The following is a 24,453-nucleotide window of genomic DNA, read 5'->3' as shown; positions in this document are numbered from 1 at the left end:
TATTTAACCTGGTTATTATGAAAACCGTATACCGCATATTACTGGCGATTATAGGCACCACAACGGCCACACAATTGTATGCACAGGATATACATCTTTCCCAGTTTTATGAAACGCCCATATTGCGTAACCCTGCGCTGATAGGTATCTTCAACGGCGATGTGCGCGTACAGGCGGTGTATCGCAACCAGTGGAACAGTGTTACCATTCCCTACCAGACCGGGACCCTGAGCGGCGAAATAAAGTTCCCGGTAGGACGCAGCAACGACTATGTAACCACCGGCTTACAACTTACCTACGACCGGGCCGGTACTTCCAAACTGCAGTCTACCCAGATATTTCCGGCCATCAACTACCATAAATCGCTCAATGAAGACAAAAGCAGTTTTCTTTCGTTAGGGTTTATGGGAGGCTATGTACAGCGCCAATTTGATCCGAGTAATATGACTTTCAACAACCAGTATACCAATGGCCGTTTTGATCCGGCGATGCCTACCGGTGAAGAAGGGAAGCTGGCATTCAAGGGATACAGTTATCTCGACATGGGCGTAGGACTCAGCTACAATGGCGTGATCAGGGAAGATGTGAATTACTTTATCGGGGCTGGCTATTTCCACTTCAACGGGGCTAAAATTTCCTTTTACAATGATCAAAACATAGCGCTACAGCCTAAAATAACGTTCAACGCTGGTATTACCATCCCGGTAGACGAGCGGGTAAAAGTAATTGCGCACTACAACCAATTGCACCAGGGAACTTACTCAGAATATATCGGGGGAGCATTGATCGGGTATGGCCTGATGAACCAGGGGCTGGAATCTACCCGGGCTATTTATGGCGGTATGTTCCTGCGATGGAACGATGCGATCATCCCTACCATCAAAATTGACATGGATAAATATGAGGTGGCCATGAGTTATGACACCAATATCTCCCAATTACGTACTGCCAGTCAAACTTTCGGGGGCTTTGAAATCTCATTGGTTTTCAAGGGCTTCCTCAATAGCCGGAACTCAACATTGGAAAGCTTAAATTGTCCAAGATTTTAAATAACAGAAAATCAATTACTTATGATAAAAGTGTACAAGCGTTAAAATTTACATAAAAAAGCAAAAAAAGATAACAAAATGGCGTTTGGTTTGTTATTTTTATGTAGGAAAGGTCTGTATGGGTCTGAATTTATCAAACAAAAATTAGGAAATATTTGAAAAAAACTTTATTTTTATAATACTATGTGGAAAACCTCTACCCTGATTCTCATAATGGTTTTAAGCTTGCTGCCGGTTACTGGCATTGCGCAAAGCGAAAAATCCCAACCTAATACGGAGGGGGGTAATAAGATCGTGAAACTATATCCCAACCCCGCTACTACTACCATAAATTTTGAAATTCAACAGCATAATAACGATCGCTTATACGATCTTATTGTATACAATTTTCTGGGAAAAAAAATAGACCAGTTAAAAGGCATCGGTCCACGCACTACCGTAAGCCTGGACAACTATTACAATGGTCTGTATATTTTCCAGTTACGCGACCAGCGTGGCAACCTGATAGAGTCGGGTAAGTTCAATGTCGTCAAGTAGTTTAGATACATCTGGCATCAAAATAAAAAAGGAAAAGTCACGATATGCATCGTGACTTTTCCTTTTTTATGTATGTTATCTTCAGGATACTTCTACAATGAGGAACTTCAGATAAGTGGTATTCTCAATATTTCTCAGGATGGGATGATCCTGGGCTTGCGTCTGGAAAGTTACCTGGCGTAATCTTTTCTTGGCGTCCCTGGCGGCAGCATCGATAGTTTGGAGAAACAGGTCCGGTGATACAAGGTTGGTACAGGAAGCCGTTACCAGGAAACCTCCTGGCTTCAGTAGCTTCATGCCGCGCAGGTTAATTTCCTTATAACCCGTTACTGCTTTCTGGATATTTTCGCGGCTTTTGGTAAAGGCTGGCGGATCCAGTATCACTACATCAAATTTCTTCTCTTCCCGGGTCCATTGTTTTAGCTGATCAAATGCATTAACAGCTTGGAACTGGCAGATATCCTGTAGATTATTCAACTCCGCATTTTTACGTGCAGTGTGAACAGCTGTTTCGGAAATATCAAGTCCCAGAACACTTTTAGCGCCATAAAAACCTGCATGGCAGGAAAAGGTACCGGTATAGCAAAACGCTTCCATGACATCGGCGTCTTTTACGATATGTTTTATTTCGCGGCGGTTGTCCTGTTGATCGAGGAAGTAGCCGGTCTTCTGACCATTTACCACATCTACATGGAACTTCAATCCATTTTCATTGATGATGAGGTTCGTGTCGAAGGGAGCGCTGAGGAAGCCTTTTTGCTGGCTCATACCTTCCAGTTCTCTTACTGGTACATCATTTCTTTCGTAGATACCTTTAGGAGAAAAAATACGGTTGATGGCATCTACAATGGCATCTTTCCACCGTTCCATTCCCAGGGCCAGGGTTTGTATAACAAAATAATCATTGAATTTGTCGATCACCAGTGCAGGAAGATCGTCTGCTTCTCCATATACCAGGCGGCAGTTTTCCACATAGCCCAGCTTCTGCCGGTATTGCCAGCATTTGAGGAGGCGGTGGTAAAAAAATTCCGGGTTAATTTCTTCTGATTTATCGCGGGTTAGCAGGCGTACCAGTATCTGTGATTGCGGGTTAATATAACCACGGCCCAGGAAGAAGCCTTTATGCGTATATACGTCTACAATTTCACCGGCATTTACTTCTCCTTTTATTTCAGCTACCTCGTTGCCAAAAATCCAGGGATGCCCTTGTAATACCCTGTTTTGTATCTGTTTCTTTAAAAAAACTTTAGTCATTTAGCGTATTTCGAGGGGCAAAGGTAGCTATTTAGCGGGGAAGCTTTGCATTTTCGGCTTTTTCTGCCTTTTTGTCGCCAAAACTCCTGTTGGCAAAGAAATTGACTGGTACCCACAGCAGACAATTATTACTTATTATGACAGAAAACGAAAAAGACATGCAGACAAACGGACAGGCTAACGCTGGTAGCGAAAACGAGCAAAGCATGCCAGAAGAAAATATAAGCAATAGTTCAAATACGAATAATGAGTCAGATGAAGTGACAGCACTGGAGAAAAAAGAACAGGAAGTCAACGAAATCCGTGATAAATACCTGAGATTACAGGCAGAGTTTGACAATTATCGTAAACGTACTGCCAAAGAACGTATAGAGCTGATGCAAACCGCCAGTAAAGAAGTTATCATATCTTTGCTGGATGTACTGGATGATAGCGACAGGGCTAGTAAGCAGTTGGAAAATGCTACCGATATCAGCGCTGTAAAAGACGGCGTGATGCTGGTGTTTAACAAGCTGAGAAGTACCCTGCAAGCGAAGGGATTAAAGCCAATGGAGAGTATCCACACCTCATTTGATCCGGATCTGCACGATGCCATTACTGAGATCCCCGCTCCTACGCCGGAGCTGGCAGGAAAAGTAGTGGATACCTTGCAGCCAGGTTATTACCTGAATGACAAATTAATCCGTCATGCTAAGGTAATTGTGGGTAAATAAATGACGATGTGGCATTATCTCAGATGATTGCCTATGCTAAGCTGACATATTTTTTACCGAACAAAAAGCTGGTGCGTTGCACCAGCATTAAGTGATTATTATAATGTCTACCAAGAGAGATTATTACGAAATACTGGTTGTTGCCAAATCGGCCTCTCAGGATGAAATTAAAAAGGCTTACCGTAAAGTGGCCATGCAGTATCACCCTGACCGCAACCCAAACAACAAAGAGGCCGAAGAAAAATTCAAAGAAGCAGCTGAAGCTTATGAAGTATTGAGCGATCCTGATAAAAGGGCGCAATACGACCGCTTTGGCCATGCTGGTATGAATGGCAACCGTGGTGGTGGATTTGGTGGAGGTGGTATGAACATGGATGATATCTTCTCCAACTTCGGTGACATATTTGGTAATGATGATATTTTCGGCAGCTTCTTCGGCGGCGGCGGTGGACGTAGCGGTGGTGGAAACCGCCGTGGACGTGGTACTCGTGGCTCCAATCTTCGGGTAAAAATTCGTCTTACCTATGAAGAAATCGCCAAAGGCGCCAATAAAAAAATCAAAGTAAAAAAATATGTACCCTGCCAGCATTGCGGTGGCCTCGGTGCAAAAGATAAAAACGCATTCCAGTCCTGTAATACCTGTGGCGGTTCCGGCCAGGTAAGAAAAGTGACCCAAACTTTTCTGGGACAAATGCAAACAGTAACTACCTGTCCTACCTGTCATGGAGAAGGCCAGATCATTACCAGCAAATGCGGCCACTGTAAAGGAGAGGGTCGTATGTATGGCGAAGAAATGGTGAGCATCGACATCCCGGCAGGCGTACAGGAAGGCATGCAGCTGAGTATGAGCGGTAAAGGGAATGCCGGCGAAAGAGGCGGCGCCCCCGGCGACTTACTCATCCTGATCGAGGAAGAACCACATCCGGAACTGCAACGCGACGGACTCAATGTAGCGTATGATCTCTACATTTCCTTCCCGGATGCAGTATATGGCACTTCCCTGGAAGTCCCTACCATTGATGGTAAAGCCAAAATTAAAATCCCTGCCGGCACACAAAGCGGTAAAATATTCCGCCTGAAAGGCAAAGGATTCCCTTCTGTTAACTCCTATGAAAAAGGCGACCAGCTGATTCATGTGAATGTATGGACGCCTCAGACGGTGACCGCAGATGAAAAAGAAATGCTCGATAAATTACAATCCTCCGATAACTTTAAACCCAATCCTGAAAAGTCTGAAAAAGGATTTTTTGAGAAGGTAAGAGATATTTTTAGTTGAGGAGAAAGTTGAAAGCATAAAGCATAAAGCCATTGAAGCGAATGACCTATGCAGGTCATTATTCTATTAGTCATTCGCTTCAATGGCTTTATGCTTTATGCTTTCAGCTTTATGCTAATCCAAAAGATATGAGTTCTAAACTGCAGATGTTCGAAAACCGGCTGACGAAAGTTTACCGGCATATTTCCAAGCTCGCCAGACGGCAGCATATCACCTGTTACCGGGTATATGATGACGATATTCCTGAATTCCCCTTCAGCATAGAGATCTATGAAGATCATGTATACATCGCTGAATATAACCGTAAACACGGTATGGAAGAAGAGGCACACGAAGCCTGGTTAGACAGCTGCCTGGAATTAATCAGCAAAGTACTGGAAATACCACCTGCTAAAATCTGGGTAAAGCAACGCCAACGCAAAGAAAACAGGCAAAGCCAGTATGAAAAGCTGAGCATAGAAAGTCATGTGATGACGGCCTACGAAGCAGGGCTGCAGTTTAAAGTGAACCTTTCCGATTACCTCGATACGGGCCTGTTCCTCGATCATCGTATTACCCGTGGTATGGTCAGGGATGAAGCCAAAGATAAAAAAGTACTAAACCTCTTCTGCTATACCGGCTCCTTCTCTGTATATGCAGCCGCCGGCGGCGCCGCGGAAGTAACTTCAGTCGACCTGTCGAAAACCTACCTGGCCTGGGCAGAAGAAAATATGCGACTCAATGGATTTGACAACCCTCAGCATACTTTCGTTCATGCAGATGTACTTCAATACCTTGATACCCTTAAGCTAAATACGTACGACCTGGTCATTATAGACCCTCCTACTTTTTCCAACAGTAAGCGCATGAAGGATTTTCTGGATATCCAGCGGGATCATGTGGACTTGCTGAATAAAGTGTTACTGGCCACCAAAAAGGACGGCGTAGTATATTTCAGTAATAACTATCGCAGGTTTGTACTGGAATCAGATAAGATCAATGCCAGCAGTATTAAGGATATCACCAATCAAACTTTACCTTTTGATTTTCAGCAGAAGTTGATCCGGAAGTGTTACCGGCTGATCAAATAGGGTCAGTGCTTACTTTTGCGCAGCATTTTTATCATCTTCAAAAATTCTGCCCGGTCGTTGCCTTTATCATTTCCCAGTGCATCCCGGGCTATTTCCATCACCATGCCGGCATTGCCATTGCCACAATAAGACGACTTACGCAGGAGCATGCCGAACAATGCTACCGCCGCAGCGAAGCGGCAATCGACGGACGCATCTTCAAACTGGATCAGTGTTGCCGGAATCATGCCTGGTAATGTATTGATCGTTGTATCCTGGGGGTTGCGATAAGTAATATTTACATCGGCCAGCAGCGAATCTCCAGGAGGCACATGCTCTGCCGGCACAATTTCGTAGAGCGCTACAGAGCAATGTCCGCTGCCAATAATGCCACCGCCGTAGTCCGTACTGGTAGCAGTATCTACCGGCAACATCTTATTTTCATAACCGATCAGTCTATACGCTTTTACCTGCGCGGGGTTAAAACATACCTCCGACTGCACATCGCGGGCGACAGTAAACAGTGTACTACCAAATTCACGGGCAAATATCTTATTGGCTTCTTCCAGGTTGTCTATATAAGCAAAATTGCCGTTCCCCTTTCCTGATAAAGACTGCAACTTGGAGTCCTTATAATTCTTCATGCCAAATCCGAGACAGGTAAGCAATACCCCGCTTTCCTTTTCCTGGATAATGAGTTGTTCCATTTCTTCATCGCTGCTTTGTCCCACGTTAAAATCGCCATCTGTAGCCAATATTACGCGGTTGTTGCCATTGGGGATATATTGTTGTGCGGCGATGCGGTAAGCCATCCTAATGGCGGCTTCGCCAGCGGTAGAGCCGCCGGCGGTAAGGTTATCAATAGCGTTTAATATTTTCTCCTGCTGATCGCCGGAGGTAGAAGGCAAAATAATGCCTGGCTCACCGGCATAGGCTACAATAGCCACTCTATCTACCGGCCGGAGGTTATGTACCAGTATTCGGAAGGCCGCCTGCAACAAAGGCAATTTATTAGGAATGCCCATAGATCCGGAAACATCTATCAGGAAAACGAGGTTGCAGGCAGGCAAACTGTCGGTGGCCAGGGCTTTTGCACGGATAGCTACCTGCAACAACCGGTGCTTGTCATCCCAGGGACAGGTAGTATAATGGCTATACATGGCCATAGTGTTGCCGGTTGCGGGCAATGGGTAGTCATACTGGAAATAATTGACCATTTCCTCAATACGCACAGCATCTACAGGAACAGCTTCTTTCAACCGCAGGAAGCGACGGATATTACTATATGCAGCACGGTCTACATCGATGGCAAAAGTAGATACCGGCCGGGTGACCGTGCGCACAAACTTATTCTCATAGGTGGCGCCGTATGTTTCGTTGTAAAAGGAATGAGTGCCCATACCCACATTACCGTAATTGGGGTTGCTGCTATGCAACATTTTAGACCTGGCTTTAGCCATGGCAACAGGGTCTGTATCTTTTCGTGCAGGAGATAATGTTATTAACAGCCGGTCGTATTTAGTCACCTTGACCTCTTTGGGAAGATAACCGGCTTGTGTAAACAACAGTGTAGTAGTTGTTGCAGGGATGGCTATTTTAAAAAGACCGAAAGCGTTAGTGACTACCTGTGTGGTGTCGTTTACCACCTTCACTACCACGCCGGAAACAGGGCGATGTGATATACTGTCTTCGACTGCTCCCGATACCCAGATTGTTTGCGCTTGCAGTCCTCCACCCCATAATAATAAGAGTAAAAGGAACTTAGGCATGTATTAAGTTAAGATTTTTTCCGGGCAGTTGCCCGGAAAAAATAATACTATTCTGCTCCGACCAGTTGATATATTTCCGGCAGGTTACGGCCCAGGCCATCGTAGTCGAGTCCATAGCCCAGTAGGAATTTATTGGGAACGGAGAAGCCCAGGTAATCGATCTTAATGGGATGTACCATCGCTTCCGGCTTGGTGAGCAGGGAAGCCACGAGTAATTTTTTAGGTTGCTGATGTTCCAGCTGTGGCAGGAACTGGCTCAGGGTTTTACCCGTATCCACGATATCTTCCAGGATTACCACGGTACGACCAAAGAGGTCTTCATCCAGGCCAATGGCCTGTACCACGTTCCCGGTAGATTTAGTGCCTTTGTAGGAGGCCAGCTTAATAAACGATATTTCCGCCTCGATATTCAGGTACTTAAATACGTCTGCGGCAAACATAAAGGAGCCGTTGAGGATGGCAATAAACAAAGGGCGCTCTCCCTTCAGATCTTCGTTAATTTGTTCGGCCATTTCTTTAATACGCTGCTGCAGCGTTACTGCATCGATGTAAGGCTCGAACTGTTTGTCATGCACCTTGATTACTGACATAATACTTCTACATTTCCATATTTAACAATCATAAGCAGGAAAAGGATTACTGCTTATTTATTTACGAGCAGGCGTTGTCCGATTTTTATATCGTAACCCTGCAAATTATTCCATTCCTGTAACTGGGCAATAGACCGGTTGTACATTTTTGCAATGCCGTACAATGTTTCCTTGGGTTGCACATCGTGGTATTGCAGCCCTCCCCGGGATGCGGGGGCAGGCGCTGGTTTGGTGATTACCGGCGGGGGGGGCGGTGTTTGTGGCAGGGTGGCCCTGGGCGCTGTGGCGCTTCCTCCGGAAGTAGTTACCTGGCCGGCTTTTTTCAGGTCTTCTACCATTGCTACCGGAATACCGCCCGGTTGCTGGGCAGCGGGTTTGCTTTCAGGAACAGCGGTGACTCCTGTAGTTTTAGCTACTTCTTCTTTAATACCTTCTATGGCTTTACGTGGAGAAAAATCTTCTGGTGGTTCCTGGTCTTCTTCTTTCAGTACCCGGGTATTTTTAGCCAGACGGGGTGCGCTGGAAGCAAAACCATCGAGGGTTAAGCGCTGCCCGGCGGCGGGCTCTTCTCCTTCGCTCATTTTATTGCGCCTGCGCAACCATCTGAGCTGAATACCTTCTGCCTGTGCTACATCATGCATTGTTTCTCCATTTATCACGGGGTGAAACTCCTTACCGCCTCGTTTACTTTTCTTCTGTAGAAAAACAATCATATCCCTGGCAGGAGGATTATCGTTATCCAGGTCGTTGAAACGTACCAGTTTACGGAGACGTTTATTGTATTGATCAGCCACTCTTATCAGGGACGTGCCTGCCTTTACGAATACGGCTTTCCGGCCATTGATTTCAAAAATACCTTTGGGGTAGTTACCAGCCTGTTGTTTGTTGTGTGTATTATGATTGGCTCTGCTTCCGGACGAGCGGGGTTCTGCTTTAGGCGTTACCTCTGCATAGGAAGTTTTATCTAAAAATCCATCTCCGGCGCCTGGCGCCATTTTACCCATAGCAATCAGCGAGTATTGCTGTAGGTTATAATCTTCAATTACTTTTATCAGCTGCTGGGGATATGTTTTATTGGTGGCATATCCGGCTTGTTTCAGGCCGAAGGCCCATGATTTATAATCATCTCCATCAAACTGAAAGAGGAAAGCATAACGGGGATTACTGTGCAAAAAATCGGAATGGTCCCTGTAGGAGTCTGCTGCTGAGTCGTATACGCGGAAACACTCCTGGGCGGCATCGTCATCGTATTTGATGGTTTTACCAGTCCAGGTATTTTTACATTTAATACCGAAGTGGTTGTTTGACTGTAAACACAAGGTACCGTTGCCAGACTGTGTTTCTACAATGCCCTGGGCCAGTTTAATGGCGGCGGGCACGCCGGTGCGGCGCATTTCCTCAATGGCTAAGTTTTTATAGGTAGCAATATACTGCTGGGTAGTCATAGTCTGTGCCTGCAGTACGGTAACGAAGCCAATAAGAAAACTGACTATCAATAAGAATTTTCTTACTTGCATGTATTTTCGGATTTAATGGGCGTTTTTATTTCTTCCTGATCATTAATACTCCATCTCGGATGGTCAGGAGTACCTGTTCGGCGCGGTCATCTGCCAGCACTTTTTCACAAAAATCAACCATTGCCTTTGCCTGGCGGCCCCGCTCATTTTCAGGCAATAGTACCTGTCCATGATACAACACGTTATCTGCCAGGATAAAACCGCCAGGACGCAGCTTTTCCCATACCAGGTCATAATATTGCTCATATCCGGCTTTATCAGCGTCGATGAATACCAGGTCAAAAACTTCGTCCAGTTGTTCGATGACCTCAGCAGCCTTGCCTATGTGCATTTTAATTTTATGTGCATTCCCACTTGCCTCAAAGTATTTCTGGCAAAGGGCTTCCAGCTCTTCATTCACATCTACCGTATGTAAGATACCGTCTGGGGTAAGACCTGCCGACAGGCAGATAGCAGAATATCCCGTGTAAGTACCCAACTCCAGGATGCGGCGGGGACGAATCATATAACTCACCATCCGCAGGAACTGTCCCTGTACCTGCCCGCTCAGCATATGTGGCAACTCTACTTTCAGGTGTGTTTCCCTATTCAGTTTATACATCACTTCACTTTCCGGGCTGGTATACTTCTCTGAATAAGCCTCTACTGCCGCTGGTATGAGCTCCATATATTAAAATTTCTGCAAAGCTAAGGAAAAAGCAGAAAGCGGAAAGCAGAAAGCAAAAAGCTTTTACCGCGAATAAAGGGGATGTATCCCTGAAATAGCATGACCGGCATATATTCATAAACGTTATTCACGGTGATTTTATTCTCACACTAAATAATGTTTATAATCACTTCTCTGCCTGCTATCTTCCTTCGCAGCAATCGCTTTTTGCTTTCTTTTTTATGCTAGAAATTAGGCCGTAGCTTGTTGGTAGTATAGAAAACCCGGAAATACTCCACCACTTCATCGGCGGTGTCGAATAACTGCAGGAGATCCAGATCCTGGGGATTGATGTTACTTTCTTTTTCCATCATTACATTACGGATCCATTCGAGCAAACCGCTCCAGTATTCGCGTCCTACCAGTACCATAGGGGTTTCTTCCATTTTCTTAGTCTGGATAAGGGTAGCCACCTCAAAGAATTCGTCCATGGTACCAAAGCCGCCGGGCATCATTACAAAGCCCTGGGAATACTTGGTAAACATTACTTTACGTACAAAGAAGTAGTCGAAATTCAGGGCGTTTTCCCGATCTATATAAGGGTTAGCCTCTTGCTCATGTGGTAATGTGATATTGGCGCCTACAGATTTTCCATGAGCTACCTGGGCGCCTTTGTTGGCCGCTTCCATTACCCCGGGTCCTCCCCCTGTGATAATACCAAAACCTTCATCTGCCAGTTTGGAAGCTATCTCCTGGGCCAGGTCGTAATAACGGTTACCCGGCTTGGTACGCGCCGAGCCAAAGATGGATATACAGGGACCTATTTTCGCCAGCTTCTCAAACCCCTCAACAAACTCCGCCATAATTTTGAAAATCTGCCAGCTGGAATGCGCTCTTGTTTCCGTCCAGTCTCTCTCTTTAAGATTCTTTATACTACTGTTCATACGATGACTAATTTTAAGCCAATAAACACTTTCCCGGCATATACACGGGGTGGTGTAATTTATACAATAATTAGCTTACTGTCATCTCATTAGAAACAAAAAAGCAGGTAACTATAAAGAAACCCGCTTTACATTTAACACGTTATGAACGTGCAGCAATGTTTGAAACATTGCTGCAGAAACGTTGCTAATGCTGGCAATTGAAATAAATATTGTTGAAAATTTTTCGAATGCTACTATCGTTTTATTCAACAGGTGTTCTCATAACGCTTAATCTGCATTTAATTTATTAATTATTTGAGCAATAACCTAATTTAAATTTATCCAGATTACGCAAAGGTTGTTTCTTGCAGAGACGCAAAGCAACAGGGATTTTGCTATGAAAACGGAAGGTTTTCATAGCAAAATCCCTGTTGCTTTATGACCAAAATTATAAGCGGCCGGTAACTTCCTGTGCCAGGCCGAAGGATAAAGTCATCCCTGCACCGCCCAGGCCATTAACGATAGTGACATTTTTTTCCGGGGAAAACACCAGGTCTGTCTGGCCATTGGTGAGCTTAGGATAAATGCCATGCCATTGTTCCTGGATCGTATACGTTGGTGCTTCCAGGAAGGTATGCAGATACTTCAGGATCAGGTCATTGATAAACGTTTTATCAAATGGTTCGAAATCCGGACCATATTCATGAGAATCCCCAATGGTTAATTCCCCTGCCCCATTTTGAGAGACCAACAGGTGAATACCCCATTTTACATAATCCGGCATTTCCTGCGCGTAGCGTTGTTTCAGCGGTTGCAGGGCCTTGCAGCTTTCGAAAGAGGCATAGTGCCCCAGCGTTAAACCAGCACATAAAGCGGGGCCTAGCTGCCAGTTGCCGGGTTGAGGAATGGTGCGCATCATCTGCAGTTTGCACTTTTTCAGAGGAGCTTCCGCAAATGCCGCCGGGTAGAGGGTTTCGAAATCCGCGCCGCTACATACAAACACTTCTTCCACCTTCCATTTTTCATTCCTTGTTTCAATATAGGGCATACTGATACCATTTACGGCGGTACCAAAACGTACGGTTACGTTCATTTTCTGTTCCAGGTGCTTCGCTATGGCGGCACTGGCCTGGCGTGGATTCACCGTCATTTCGGTAGGACTCCACAACGCGCCTTTTAGTCCGGCTGTTTTGATAGCGCTGGTATAATTTCCCACCTTGGCGGGGGGAAGCAGTTCACACAGATAACCATTTCCGGCCGCCGCCTGTGCAAACTCTTCCAGCACAGCCAGTTCATCCTGTTCGTACACGAGATGCAGCGAACCTGTTTCCTGGCATTGCAATCCTGTAGCAGCTGCCAGCTCCTTCCAGGTAGCGCGGCTGCGCATGGCGCGGTCGTACATTTTACCGGCAGTTTGACCGATAGGCCATACCAGTCCAAAGTTGCGGATAGAAGCACTGATCGCTTTACTGTTGCGTTCAAATAAAACTACTTTTTTCCCCTGGGATGCCAGGTGATAAGACATGGCCAAACCTACAATACCGGCACCTATTACCGCTACATCTGCCTGTTGTTGCATGATATGAAAAGTAAATAAAGATTAAAAAATTGAAAGCAATTCATCCAGGGAAGCCACCAGGTGTGTATGCGGCCCTTTTTCCAGTTCCTCCCGGCTATAAGCACCCGTAGTAACACCAATCACATAGCGGCAACCTGCGTTGGTACCTTCTTCCAGGTCGGAAGTGGTATCACCGGTTTTTGCTACCGACTGAATACTGCGGATTTCCAGTTTTTCCATGATACGGTAAATCATATATGGATAAGGACGACCGAAAGGTACTTCATCACTCGTAGCTACTGCGTCAATTAATCCTTGCTGTTGCCAGCCTACCCTTTCCAGGATTACATTGGTGATGTCACGGTCAAAGCCCGTATCCAGCGCCACTTTGATGCCCCGGGCCTTTAACGCCGCAAATACAGCGGATACGCCGTCTTTTTCACGTACAGCAGGATGGGTGGCATAATGTGATTTCATATCGGCCACAAAACGGTCATGCAATTCGTGAATAAAGGCCTCGTTGCTATGCCGGCCATCCTGGCGCAGTTGCAGCAAACAGCGGATAGCATATGGTTTGGCATATCCCATTACTTCATTTACTTCTTCCAGCGTTACCGTTACCCCTGCCAATTGCAGGGTATGCTGTAATACCTTGGCCACATTGGATTCATCGTGCAGGGTAGTGCCTGCAATGTCAAAAACAACTAACTGTATTCCCATCTTTCCTGATTTATTATGGCCCAAAGATAATCTCTATGTAAAATAAAGTTTAGCATTTATAAACATTTAACATGCGGATAATATACCTTCCGATCATCCGGGCTACGCAAAACCGCTATGGCAGCAGCATGATGCAAAACAAGAAGCCGGGCCATCTTTTTTATCAGATGATCCGGCTTCTTGTAATATATCTCTCTAAAAAAATATCCGCTTAAAAACCTAAACCTGCACCCACCCGGTATATCAGGTTACTGCGATAAGGCGAACGGGCATCCTGTATTACATCATATAAAATGGAAATCCCTATGCCAACCCGGCCTCCTACGCTCTGTGTATAACCGGCGCCTACCAGCAAACTGGGCACACTGTAGTTGGTTTTGTAGGTCTGTTTCATGTTACTGCCATCATTGGCATATACGGTGGTAGACTGGCTAATAAAATTATACTCCGGCTGTATATGCACAAACACCATGGGCAAAGGATATACACGTCCCCATATACCGCCTCCGAAAATAGTATACTTATCGCGGGAATAGGTGGTATTGGAATAGATGTCACGGGTACGATATTGTCCGTATTGCGCATTCACGTTAATACCCGCTGCTATATAATCTGAAAAACGATACCCTACCAGAGGAGACACATCCACATTGGTATAATCTCCAAACACCATCCCCAGCGAGCCGCCCAGCACCAGGCGGGAGGGGTCGAATCCCTTATGGATCGTGGTATCTGTTTTATAATACTGTGCATGTACCAGCTGTCCGGCAGCCAGCAGAAAAAAACATATCAGTAATCGTTTCATGTTCGGATGTATTAAATTTGGTATTTGCCGGCAGTTTAAACTATCCGCCGGTAAAAAGGTTTAACAATCAAAAATTTTACCCCGGTTCAATATATTATTCGGGTCAAATATCTGCTTTATTTGTTTCATGAGGTGCATGGAAGTCTGATCGAAAATGATATCCATATAATTTTTCTGTACCAGCCCGATACCATGCTCTCCGGAGATAGTACCGCCCAGTTGTTTCACCAGCTCAAAAATTTCGCGTATACCTTCCTTGAGGGTACCATTCCATTGTTTTTCTGTGAGCTCGCCCCTGATGATGTTCACATGCAGGTTGCCATCACCGGCATGGCCGTAGCAAACAGAATGGAATCCATATCGGTTGCCTATTTCTTTTACGCCTTTCAGCAGTACTGGCAATTCGGCCCGGGGTACTACCGTGTCTTCTTCCTTATAGATGGAATTGGCTTTCACGGCTTCCGCCACCCGGCGACGTAACTTCCAGAGTTCATCCTTTTGCTGGGAATCTTCCGCAAACAGGATTTCCCCGATATCAAAGCCTTCTACCACACCGGCAATTCCCTCCATTTCCTGCATTAACACTTCCGGATAGTTGCCATCTACTTCTATCAGCAAATGGGCCTGAATATCGTCTTCAATTCTTACTGCGCTGCTTTGCACATATTTTGTAACCCACTCCAAGGCATCCCTCTCCATAAATTCCATGGCAGAGGGAGTATACCCTGCACGGAAGATGGCGCTCACGGCGGCACAGGCGCTTTCGGCGGAACGGAAAGGCACCAGCATCAACAAATCATTTTTAGGCAACGGGATCAGTCGCAACACGATTTTGGTGACAATACCAAGGGTGCCTTCACTACCTACTACCAGTTGGGTAAGATTATAGCCTGTGGCGTTTTTCAAGACATTGGCGCCCGTCCAGATGACATCCCCGTTAGGCAATACCATTTCGAGATTTAGGACATAATCCTTTACCACGCCGTATTTAACTGCCTTTGGTCCACCTGAATTTTCGGCAATGTTACCGCCTATAAAACAGGTTCCCCTGCTACTTGGATCAGGGGGATAAAACAATCCCTTTTCTTTTACAGCGTTCTGTAATTCTTCTGTAATAACACCCGGTTCGGTGATTACCTGGAGATTTCTTTCATCTATCAGCTGAATGCGGTTAAAGCGCTCCATGGAAATGAGCACGCCACCGTATTGGGCCAGGGCGCCTCCACTGAGACCTGTACCGCCGCCCCGGGGCGTTACCGGCAGTAGTGCCTCATTACATAACCGCATAATCCGGCTCACCTGTTCGGTTGTATCCGGCTTTACTACCACTTCCGGCAGGTAATGCAGGTCTTCGGTTTCATCCTGTGCATAACGGCTCATACTTTCCTCGTCGGCCAATACATATTGTGCGCCGGCTATTTCGCGTAATGCTGCGATATGGGCGGCAGTTACTTTATTAAACGTTGTCATAAAACAAAAGTAATCATAATGCCGGTTAGGTGGTAATATGGGCCTGTTAAAATGAGGGGCAAATGGTGGATCGCCTTGCGTTAGAAAAGGTACGGTTGGTATACAAACCGGTATATACAATACCTATTTCATAGGCTCCCCTGCGGTTGGTGGCAGCAGATAGTCCCGAAGTATTGATATCATAGTTAAACATCAGTTTCAGCGCGTTGATCTGGTACCCAACGAGGAAAATAGCAGCATCGTTTGCACGGTAGTAGATACCGCCAAACAATTGTTGTACTCCATCGCCTGACAAGTTATACGCCGCATTTCCTCCCAACATGATTTCACGGGCACCCGCCTGCGTGGAATAGTACGCGGCAGGGTTGATAATCACTTTATCACTCATTTTAATGCTGGCGTTCAGGAAGCCGATATAGCGGCGGGGCACTTTGTTATTGCCATCAAAGAACGTTTCGCGGGGAGTGTTGATATGTTGCACGGAAAAACCAGCGTTGATATAGATATTGTCGGTCGGGAAATATGCATAATTCATCCCTGCCTGCAAGTCGAAATAATTAATACTGCTTTGCGTAATGGGTTCACCGGTAGGTATCTGTGAGTCGAAAAATTTTCCATTCCACTGATCACCGAACGTTAGCTTAGTGATATCCACTCTTTTACCCGCGGAACCGGCATTAAACCCTAACGACAACAAGCTGCTTTGTCCTAGTAACTGGTGATAGGCAATTGATGCATATGCTTTGGTAGAAGTAAGATTCCCGGCTCCTGCAACGTCTCTGAGTACAACACCACCCAAGCCTAACCAGCCATATTCCAGTCTGTCGCGGAATAGCTGGAAATCGCCATAAGCAGACATCGTTTTATATGGTACCGGAATACTCGCCCATTGATCGCGGTAATTAATGCCAATACGGTAATTCCCATCAGGAATAAAGCCTGTATTGGCAGGGTTAGTTGTCAGCGGTGAATTAAAAAACTGTGAAAAGTGGAGGTCTTGCGAAAAGCCACCCACTGCAACAGTTAATAATAACGCCAGACATGTTGATAATTTAACGATCTGATTCATGGCTCATCATCTTAACAAGGTTACACTTCCGGATCTGCTGCCTTTGGTGCCGTCAGTAAACTCGAGATTTACAATATAGGCATAAGCGTCCATTGGCTGAAGGTTCCCTTTAAACCGGCCATCCCAGCCGATCCGTGGATCTGAACTTTCAAATACCAATTGACCCCAGCGATTAAATATTTTAAGATTGAATTTGGTCGCGCCAAAAGCTTTTACGTAAAAAATATTGTTCTTTCCATTCGGCGCAAAGGCATTAGGCACATCGAACAATGGCACTACAATAGCACTCACTTCTTTACAGGTAGTGGCGGCGCAACCGGCCGAATTAATAGCCGTAAGACACACGTTATAATTACCCGTTCTTAAATACTGATGCGAAGGCTGCGCTACTGAAGTCGTATCTCCATCTCCAAAATTCCAGAGATAATGTATGGCATCTGTGGAGGTATTGGTGAACTGCAACGGCGTATTTTCAACCGGCGTTACCGGCGTGAAAGTGAAGTTAGCCGTAGGAGGAGGTACCACCATTACAGATTTGGTGATACTGTCTTTTTTATTACAAGTATTGGGATCTTCTACCACCAGTTTAACATCAACATTACCGGGAGTATTAAACGTATGTAATGGATAAGGATCTGTAGATGTTTTACCATCGTCGCTGAATGTCCACAGGAACGATTCTCCACCAAGGGTAGTGTTATCCATTTGCATAGTGACACCCTGGCAAATAGTATCCGGCAGCGTAAAAGCAGCTATCACGTTAATGGCTACACGTAATGGCCGCGTAACAGTTTGCGGTGCGTTACAAAAGTTGGTGTCCACCAACGTTAAGCTGGCGTTGTATATGCCTGCAGCCTTATAAAAGTGCATCACCGGCGTCATCATACTGGTGTATTGTAACGGAGTACCATCGCCAAAATCCAGTATAAATGAACTATCCCTGTATGGGCCGGAGGCAGGAGGAGGAAGCGGATTAGTAAAAGAGTATTTCAACTGGTCGCAGGGTTGTTCGCGTTTGGCCACCAGGTCAAACTTGGCTTCATTGTTTCCCAGCTTTACATCGACATAAGCAGTATCGGATCCGTTACAGCTATTGGGATCAAACTTTACTACCCTAACGCGATAGGACCCAACCTTGCTAAACAGGTGTTTTACAGTATCCAGCTCGGGGCCGCCGGTCAGCAACGGGGAGCCATCGCCGAAAGACCATTCGTAGGTTTTGCCGGGGCGGCCGGTGGTATCTACAAACGTAATTTCTTCCGGTGCACAATAGTTTTTACGCCGATCCAGCGTTTTGGCGCCTACTTTCACACCGTCCAGGTTAAACGCAATTTTGAGCGCGCCAAAGTTACATCCGCGTGGAGGCGTACTGGAATAAGCGCCGGGTGTAGTAGGATATGCCGGTTTAAAACCCGACTGGCTCACTTCACACCATGCACAAATACCCTGGTAGATAATACCGTTTCTATCGAACCGGCTGGTCCCTCCATCTACGTGCTCGTATAAACCATTTCCGCCAAAATAACTGCCGTATAGAGGAGCAACGCCGTCGCGCTGTAATACAAAGAAATAGAAGTCCATTCCATCTGTACTGCGTTGCAATGCATCCGGACTTACATACATACCGAATGTGGTGGAATTGGGATAACCATCGCCCTGGTTGATGCCTCCCCCCCAACCCGACACATACACATTCTCACACCGGTCTACCAGGAAGGCAGTAGGGGAAATATTGGGAGAAGATACCAGCGTTCTGCTTTTACCAAACGTGGTAGAGTATACGAAATCTGATAAATCTGCTTTCAGTTTTGAAATGAACTGTAATCCGTTGCCATTGTAGTAAGTACTGGCCAGCAGTTTAATAGGCCAGGCTCCCTCTGTAGTGCCCATTACGTATACAAATCCCTTCTTATCGAGTTGAATACCATAGATCTGGTCAGCCGATGGATCATCAGATCCGAGGAAAGTACTTTGTAATATTGACTGCCCGTCGTTGGTAATATGGGCAATAAAGCCATCGCATACGCCACCACGATACGCTGTATACTTGGTCGTTCCTTTAATCGGGAAATCGCTGCTGGCGGTTCCGCCAGCTACGTACAGGGTATTGAGGCCATTTAATGCGATGACATAACCTGCATCTTCTTTAGAACCTCCCAAGTAGGTAGACCATACCAGGTCCTGGCAAAGTGGGTTTATTTTCATGACTACAGCATCTTGCCCGCCGCCAAATGATTTTTGGAGCACGTTGCCCACTACAGGAAAGTCGGCAGAACGGGTACAGCTGGTCATGTAAATATATCCTGCATCATCTACCACTACTTCACTTCTAGCATCGTCGCCGTAGTTACGTAATAGTACGCGGGCGCCGCCGGAACGCACATCACTGATATTTACGCCATCCTCGCCGGTACCGCCAATCACCAGTGAACCTATTATCTTGGTGGCGTCGGCATTCAGCTTAGTAACTACAATATCCCATCCACCTCCGGGGCCTTTCACTTTATCGCTGGGGTAGTCGCGGGAAGTGGTTCTTCCGGCTACCACCAGGTTACCATCCTTATCCACAAACAAGCTGTGGGGCTGGTCGGCGCCATTTCCACCCAGGTAAGTAGCATAAATCAATTTGTTCCCGGTGGGATTGAATTTGGAAATACCAATATCAAAACCTGTTTGTCCGCCCGGGCCAATAAAAACACTCTGCACTACGCCAGGTGTGGTTGGGTAGCCCGCGCCAAATACAATACCTCCTCCGTAAAAATTACCGGCATCATCATAGGTAGCGGTAAAGCCCCAGTTATCAGCCCGGGAACCGGATACGGTAGAGAAAACATAAATGGGGTCTATCACCAGCGGGTACGCCGGGTTATAGTCGCCCGAAATCTTGAATCCGAGTTTATTACCATTCAGCTTATAGGCTACCTTTACGGTTATACGTTCATTGTTAACATATTGATATGCAAAAGGCAACTGTTCTATCACATCTCCAACGGAGGTATGCACATACAGCTGTCCTTTTTTTATTTCCATACCGGTAGGACCATCATACTGTAATTGAATCTTGTCGGGGTTAGCGCCGGGATGAATGATCAGGTCGTATTTCAGCTGGGATCCTTCTGAGTAAATATGTGCATCAATACCGGGATACAGGGAATTGTAATGAATGCCCTGGAATGCTTTAACCCCGGCGGCCCATTTACTGCGATCGTTGCCGATAAAATAATTGCTTACCACATCCTGTTGCTTTTCCGGCACCATTTCCGGGTTTGGGTTGGCGTTCAGGAAAGTGATGTTATAGGCATGTCCTCGTACATCGGGAAAGCTTCCGGGCCTTGGAGGTGGCTTTTCTCCGCTGTTATCTCCCGGCAGGTGGGTGTCGGGCATATTGGCGGAAGCATTGGGTTTGTTACTGAAATCATTACGGTGAATGTACTTGATAGAATCGGCCCGGTGGGAATGTCCATGTACTGCCTCATCCAGCGCCCACATATCATCCGGGTTATACATCAGAAAAGTAAATCCGGTTTTCCTGAGAAAGACGGAAGCGCCATCAAACTCAGTTTTATAAATAACATCCGGGTTCCATTGTCCTTTGTTTTCTTTGAAATCCAGGGGAGTAAAATTCACAGGCCGTTGCTGCGCCAGAGCAAATCCTCCGGGAAGCAAGCAGAATATCATCCATCCAATAAGGCCGGTCGGGAAGGTAAATTTCAACGGGATCAGATTTATTTTATAGTTAAAAACCAATATAATACTATAAACGCAGAAGCCACTCAAATTGTTACGGTCCTGGAAAGCAGAAAGTGTTGAAAACGAAGAAAAACAGGTTAAACGGGATGCAAGTGACTTACTACTTCAGCAGCTTTTTGCTTTACGCGTCATCAATTAATAAACGTTAAAATGCTCAGGAAATTTTACTCCACGCGGATTTACTTCGCTGGGCGGCTAAAAATTCTTTTAATGCCTGATTCTCAGGCAACAGCAAATCGGTGTCTTCGGACAATATTTTTTCTGCGCTGGCCCGGGCCGCATCCAGGATAGGTTTATCGGCTACAATATCGGCCAGTTTAAAGTCGAGCACCCCGCTTTGCCGGGTTCCTTCAATATCGCCGGGGCCCCTAAGCTCCATGTCTTTTTCGGAAATAATGAACCCATCGTTGGTTTGTACCATTACGTTGATACGCTCTTTGGAATCCTGGCTGAGTTTATTGCCAGTCATGAGTATGCAGAACGATTGTTCGGCGCCCCGTCCTACCCTTCCTCTCAGCTGGTGCAGCTGCGACAAGCCAAAGCGTTCTGTACTTTCAATCACCATCACAGAAGCGTTGGGTACATTCACCCCAACTTCAATCACGGTGGTAGCCACCATGATATGGGTATCGCCGGTAACAAAGCGCTGCATGTTGGTCTGGCGCTGGTCTGCCGGCTGTCGGCCATGCACCATACTGATATAAAACTGCGGTTCAGGGAAAAAGGCTTTTACTTCTTCATACCCATTCATCAGGTTTTCATAATCCAGCTTTTCCGAGTCTTCAATCAGTGGGTATACAATGTAGGCCTGCCGGCCTTTCTTTATTTCTGTTCTGATAAAATCCATGACCTGGGGCCGTTGATATTCCGTACGATGCACGGTGGTAATAGGCTTACGCCCCGGGGGCATTTCATCAATTACGGACACATCAAGGTCGCCGTATATAGTCATCGCCAATGTTCTTGGGATAGGCGTTGCTGTCATTACAAGGATATGCGGCGGTATGTGATTTTTCTCCCATAGGCGTGCCCGTTGTGCCACTCCAAAGCGGTGTTGTTCGTCTACAATGGCCATCCCCAGGTTTTTAAACTGTACTTCTTTTTCCAGCAGGGCATGTGTTCCTACAAGTATGTCGATGCTGCCATCGAGTGCGCCTTCCAGTATTTTTTTCCGGGCTTTTCCTTTGATGCTGCCGGTAAGCAGGGCTACGTTTACGTCCATACGTTCCAGTAATTCCGCGATCCCCTTGAAATGTTGCTGGGAAAGGATTTCTGTGGGCGCCATCAAACAAGCCTGGAAACCGTTGTCTTTAGCGAGCAGCATGGTAAGCAAAGCTACCATAGTTTTGCCGCTACCTACATCTCCTTGCAGCAGCCGATTCATCTGCCGGCCATGCATGGTATCGGTTCTGATTTCCCTTAATACTCTTTTTTGTGCGCCGGTTAAGGAAAAGGGCAGATGTTGGTTGTAGAATTCATTAAATGAATCGCCTACGGCGCCAAATACATATCCCTGCGATTGTTTGTGCCGCTTCAGTTTCAGCCGGCAGATACGTATCTGCGCAATAAATAATTCTTCAAATTTCAGTCGCCTTTGCGCCAGGCGCGCTTCGTCTTCATTAGCCGGGAAATGTATTTTGAAATATGCCATCGACCGGGGCATCAACCGGTACTGCTGCAATACATCCAAAGGAATATTTTCCCGGATTTCGAGCGGCGACAACTGTTCCAGCAGGTTTCTGGTGAGTTTTCCTATAGCCTTTGCCGTTAGTCCGCGGGCTTTCAGCTTTTCGGTGGTATAATATACCGGTTCGAGAAATTGTTTACCGGTAGCAATTTCCTCTGTAAGCAGGTCCATTTCAGGGTGTGCCAGCTGGGTAACACCATTGAATACGGATATACGGCCATATACCAGGTAGGCCACATTTTCACGCAGCGATTTTTGCATCCATTGCCAGCCCTGGAACCATACCAGGTCGATGGTACCCGTTTCATCGCGGAAAGTGGCTACCAGCCTTTTTGACCTGTTTTCTCCCATCACCACCATATTGATAATTTTTCCACGGATCTGCACAAAGTCTTCATATCCGCTCAGGGAAGCAATTTTATCGATCTTAGTGCGATCTACATACCGGAAGGGAAAATACTGGAGCAGATCTCCGAAGGTATATACCTTGATTTCCTTACGGAGCAGTTCTCCCTTCTGCGGGCCCACTCCCTTCAGGTATTCTATCGGATTGGATAATATGGCGGTAAAAGTAGAAATGATCTATGCTTTTAGTGAATGACAAAAATAAAAAAGGCAAATGGTAAAAATTCACCACTTGCCTTTTTTAGTAAAAAACAATTATAACTATTCGGCTACTGCATCTACTTTACCTTCTACAAATTGCTTCATCCACTCGGTGGTAACGGATTTTGGTCTTTCCAGGGAAAGTCCCAGTGCTCTGTCCCAGCAAAGAGAAGCGAGTACGCCCAATGCGCGGGATACGCCAAACAATACGGTATAGAATTCATATTCTACCATACCATAGTGTACCAGCAATGCGCCGGAGTGAGCATCTACGTTAGGCCATGGGTTCTTTACTTTACCCAGGTCCTGCAGAATAGGCGGTACTGTTTCGTATACGGTCCACACAATTTTCACCAGCTCATCGTTTGGAAGATGTTTCTTGGCAAATTCCATCTGTGCAGTAAAGCGCGGATCTGTTTTACGCAATACTGCGTGACCATAGCCCGGTACTACTTTACCTTCAGAGAGTGTTTTCTGAACATAGGCAGTAATTTGCTCTTTGGTAGGCACACCGCCACCCAGCTCTTCACGCATCTGGAGTATCCATTTGATTACTTCCTGGTTAGCCAAACCGTGTAAAGGACCTGCCAGACCGTTCATACCGGCAGCGAACGATAAATAAGCATCGCTGAGGGCAGAACCTACCAGGTGCGTCGTGTGTGCACTCACGTTACCACCTTCATGATCGGCGTGAATCACCATGTACAGGCGCATCAGTTCTTTAAATCCTTCATCGGAATACCCCAGCATATGTGCAAAGTTACCTGCCCAGTCGAGCATGCCGTTAGGCTGAATATGTTGGCCACCTTTATATTTACGACGATATACATAAGCTGCAATACGCGGTAAACGGGCAATGAGGTTCATGGTATCCTCATAGGTGAAACTCCAGTAGTCTTTTTTGTTCATTCCTTCCGCATATTCATGTGCGAAAGAAGATTCTGTTTGTAATGCCATGATACCCACGTTGAACATGGTCATCGGGTGGGTAGTGATAGGCAATGCATCAATAGCAGCGAAAACGTGATTAGGTACATGAGAACGACGGCCCCACATGCTGGAGAGGTATTGTACATCAGCTTCAGTAGGCAGTTCACCGATCAGCATCAGGTAAAATAAACCTTCCGGCAAGGGTTCTGCACCTCCCGGCGCTTTTGGTAAATGTTCTCTTAACTCCGGAATAGAATATCCGCGAAAACGAATCCCTTCGTTGGCATCCAGTAAGGAAGTTTCAGTGACTAACCCGGTAATACCACGCATACCCTGGTAAACCTGCGCCAGTGTTACATCTTCAATTTTTTTGTTACCGTGATTCTTTACCAGATCTTTTACTTCAATGTTAAGTTCATCTGCTTTAACCTTGAATTTCTCTTTTATGTACCCCATTTTACTGCTATTGTTATTAATGAAAACAAAATCGATCAATAGTCAAAAGTAATGATTTGTTAACGAAGTTACCACC

At 45.9% G+C, this 24,453-nt stretch carries 19 protein-coding genes; 5 read left to right on the top strand and 14 right to left on the bottom strand.

The window, feature by feature from the left end:
* Positions 1 to 17 precede the first annotated feature (17 nt).
* Together HGH90_RS13545 and HGH90_RS13540 are read left to right on the top strand one after the other, a co-directional pair.
* The gene (locus HGH90_RS13545) at positions 18 to 1,049 is read left to right on the top strand and encodes a PorP/SprF family type IX secretion system membrane protein (protein WP_168761939.1); all 1,032 of its coding nucleotides are present in this window, start codon (positions 18 to 20) and stop codon (positions 1,047 to 1,049) included.
* Positions 1,050 to 1,232: 183 nt separating this feature from the next.
* On the top strand, positions 1,233 to 1,586 hold the full coding sequence (locus HGH90_RS13540; protein WP_145664810.1) for a T9SS type A sorting domain-containing protein: 354 nt from the start codon (positions 1,233 to 1,235) through the stop codon (positions 1,584 to 1,586).
* Between the two features lie 81 nt (positions 1,587 to 1,667).
* Here HGH90_RS13540 and HGH90_RS13535 read toward each other — a convergent pair whose 3' ends face one another.
* On the bottom strand, positions 1,668 to 2,840 hold the full coding sequence (locus tag HGH90_RS13535) for a class I SAM-dependent rRNA methyltransferase (RefSeq protein ID WP_168761938.1): 1,173 nt from the start codon (positions 2,838 to 2,840) through the stop codon (positions 1,668 to 1,670).
* Positions 2,841 to 2,977: 137 nt separating this feature from the next.
* Here HGH90_RS13535 and HGH90_RS13530 point away from each other — a divergent pair, with 137 nt between their 5' ends.
* The 3 genes from HGH90_RS13530 to HGH90_RS13520 all read left to right on the top strand — a co-directional run bounded on the left by HGH90_RS13530 (position 2,978) and on the right by HGH90_RS13520 (position 5,899).
* Positions 2,978 to 3,553: a nucleotide exchange factor GrpE gene (locus tag HGH90_RS13530; RefSeq protein WP_247679779.1), complete on the top strand. Its 576-nt coding sequence runs from the start codon at positions 2,978 to 2,980 to the stop codon at positions 3,551 to 3,553.
* Between the two features lie 103 nt (positions 3,554 to 3,656).
* On the top strand, positions 3,657 to 4,829 hold the full coding sequence (gene dnaJ, locus HGH90_RS13525; RefSeq protein ID WP_168761937.1) for a molecular chaperone DnaJ: 1,173 nt from the start codon (positions 3,657 to 3,659) through the stop codon (positions 4,827 to 4,829).
* 128 nt (positions 4,830 to 4,957) lie between these two features.
* Positions 4,958 to 5,899, top strand: coding sequence for a class I SAM-dependent methyltransferase (locus HGH90_RS13520; protein WP_168761936.1), 942 nt, complete (start codon positions 4,958 to 4,960; stop codon positions 5,897 to 5,899).
* Positions 5,900 to 5,901: 2 nt separating this feature from the next.
* Here the strand turns inward: HGH90_RS13520 and HGH90_RS13515 are convergent, their stop codons facing one another.
* The 13 genes from HGH90_RS13515 to HGH90_RS13455 form a co-directional block, all read right to left on the bottom strand.
* Positions 5,902 to 7,647 (bottom strand): vWA domain-containing protein, encoded by a 1,746-nt coding sequence (locus HGH90_RS13515; RefSeq protein WP_168761935.1) that lies wholly within the window; start codon positions 7,645 to 7,647, stop codon positions 5,902 to 5,904.
* A gap of 47 nt (positions 7,648 to 7,694) precedes the next feature.
* Complete coding sequence (hpt, locus tag HGH90_RS13510) at positions 7,695 to 8,237, bottom strand: hypoxanthine phosphoribosyltransferase (protein WP_168761934.1); 543 nt, start codon at positions 8,235 to 8,237, stop codon at positions 7,695 to 7,697.
* A gap of 53 nt (positions 8,238 to 8,290) precedes the next feature.
* On the bottom strand, positions 8,291 to 9,754 hold the full coding sequence (locus HGH90_RS13505; protein WP_168761933.1) for a glucosaminidase domain-containing protein: 1,464 nt from the start codon (positions 9,752 to 9,754) through the stop codon (positions 8,291 to 8,293).
* 25 nt (positions 9,755 to 9,779) lie between these two features.
* On the bottom strand, positions 9,780 to 10,421 hold the full coding sequence (locus HGH90_RS13500) for an O-methyltransferase (RefSeq protein ID WP_168761932.1): 642 nt from the start codon (positions 10,419 to 10,421) through the stop codon (positions 9,780 to 9,782).
* Positions 10,422 to 10,645: 224 nt separating this feature from the next.
* Positions 10,646 to 11,344, bottom strand: a complete 699-nt coding sequence (locus HGH90_RS13495) for a TIGR00730 family Rossman fold protein (RefSeq protein ID WP_168761931.1) — start codon at positions 11,342 to 11,344, stop codon at positions 10,646 to 10,648.
* Positions 11,345 to 11,774: 430 nt separating this feature from the next.
* Complete coding sequence (locus HGH90_RS13490) at positions 11,775 to 12,905, bottom strand: TIGR03364 family FAD-dependent oxidoreductase (RefSeq protein ID WP_169191312.1); 1,131 nt, start codon at positions 12,903 to 12,905, stop codon at positions 11,775 to 11,777.
* Positions 12,906 to 12,926: 21 nt separating this feature from the next.
* The gene (locus tag HGH90_RS13485) at positions 12,927 to 13,604 is read right to left on the bottom strand and encodes a phosphonatase-like hydrolase (protein WP_168761929.1); all 678 of its coding nucleotides are present in this window, start codon (positions 13,602 to 13,604) and stop codon (positions 12,927 to 12,929) included.
* A 211-nt stretch (positions 13,605 to 13,815) separates the two neighbouring features.
* Entirely contained in the window at positions 13,816 to 14,409 is a 594-nt protein-coding gene (locus HGH90_RS13480; protein ID WP_168761928.1) for a hypothetical protein, read from the bottom strand.
* Positions 14,410 to 14,469: 60 nt separating this feature from the next.
* Positions 14,470 to 15,879, bottom strand: coding sequence for an FAD-binding oxidoreductase (locus HGH90_RS13475; RefSeq protein WP_169191311.1), 1,410 nt, complete (start codon positions 15,877 to 15,879; stop codon positions 14,470 to 14,472).
* Positions 15,880 to 15,925: 46 nt separating this feature from the next.
* Positions 15,926 to 16,948, bottom strand: coding sequence for a PorP/SprF family type IX secretion system membrane protein (locus HGH90_RS13470; protein WP_168761926.1), 1,023 nt, complete (start codon positions 16,946 to 16,948; stop codon positions 15,926 to 15,928).
* 6 nt (positions 16,949 to 16,954) lie between these two features.
* The gene (locus tag HGH90_RS13465; RefSeq protein ID WP_168761925.1) at positions 16,955 to 20,662 is read right to left on the bottom strand and encodes a PKD domain-containing protein; all 3,708 of its coding nucleotides are present in this window, start codon (positions 20,660 to 20,662) and stop codon (positions 16,955 to 16,957) included.
* A 190-nt stretch (positions 20,663 to 20,852) separates the two neighbouring features.
* The gene (recG, locus tag HGH90_RS13460; RefSeq protein ID WP_317166147.1) at positions 20,853 to 22,946 is read right to left on the bottom strand and encodes an ATP-dependent DNA helicase RecG; all 2,094 of its coding nucleotides are present in this window, start codon (positions 22,944 to 22,946) and stop codon (positions 20,853 to 20,855) included.
* Positions 22,947 to 23,051: 105 nt separating this feature from the next.
* Positions 23,052 to 24,377: a citrate (Si)-synthase, eukaryotic gene (locus HGH90_RS13455; protein WP_145664765.1), complete on the bottom strand. Its 1,326-nt coding sequence runs from the start codon at positions 24,375 to 24,377 to the stop codon at positions 23,052 to 23,054.
* Positions 24,378 to 24,453: the final 76 nt, after the last annotated feature.

The sequence above is a fragment of the Chitinophaga sp. Ak27 genome (assembly GCF_012726295.1).
In the GTDB taxonomy this organism is placed as follows: domain Bacteria; phylum Bacteroidota; class Bacteroidia; order Chitinophagales; family Chitinophagaceae; genus Chitinophaga.
This window is presented reverse-complemented; position numbering and strand designations above follow the sequence as displayed.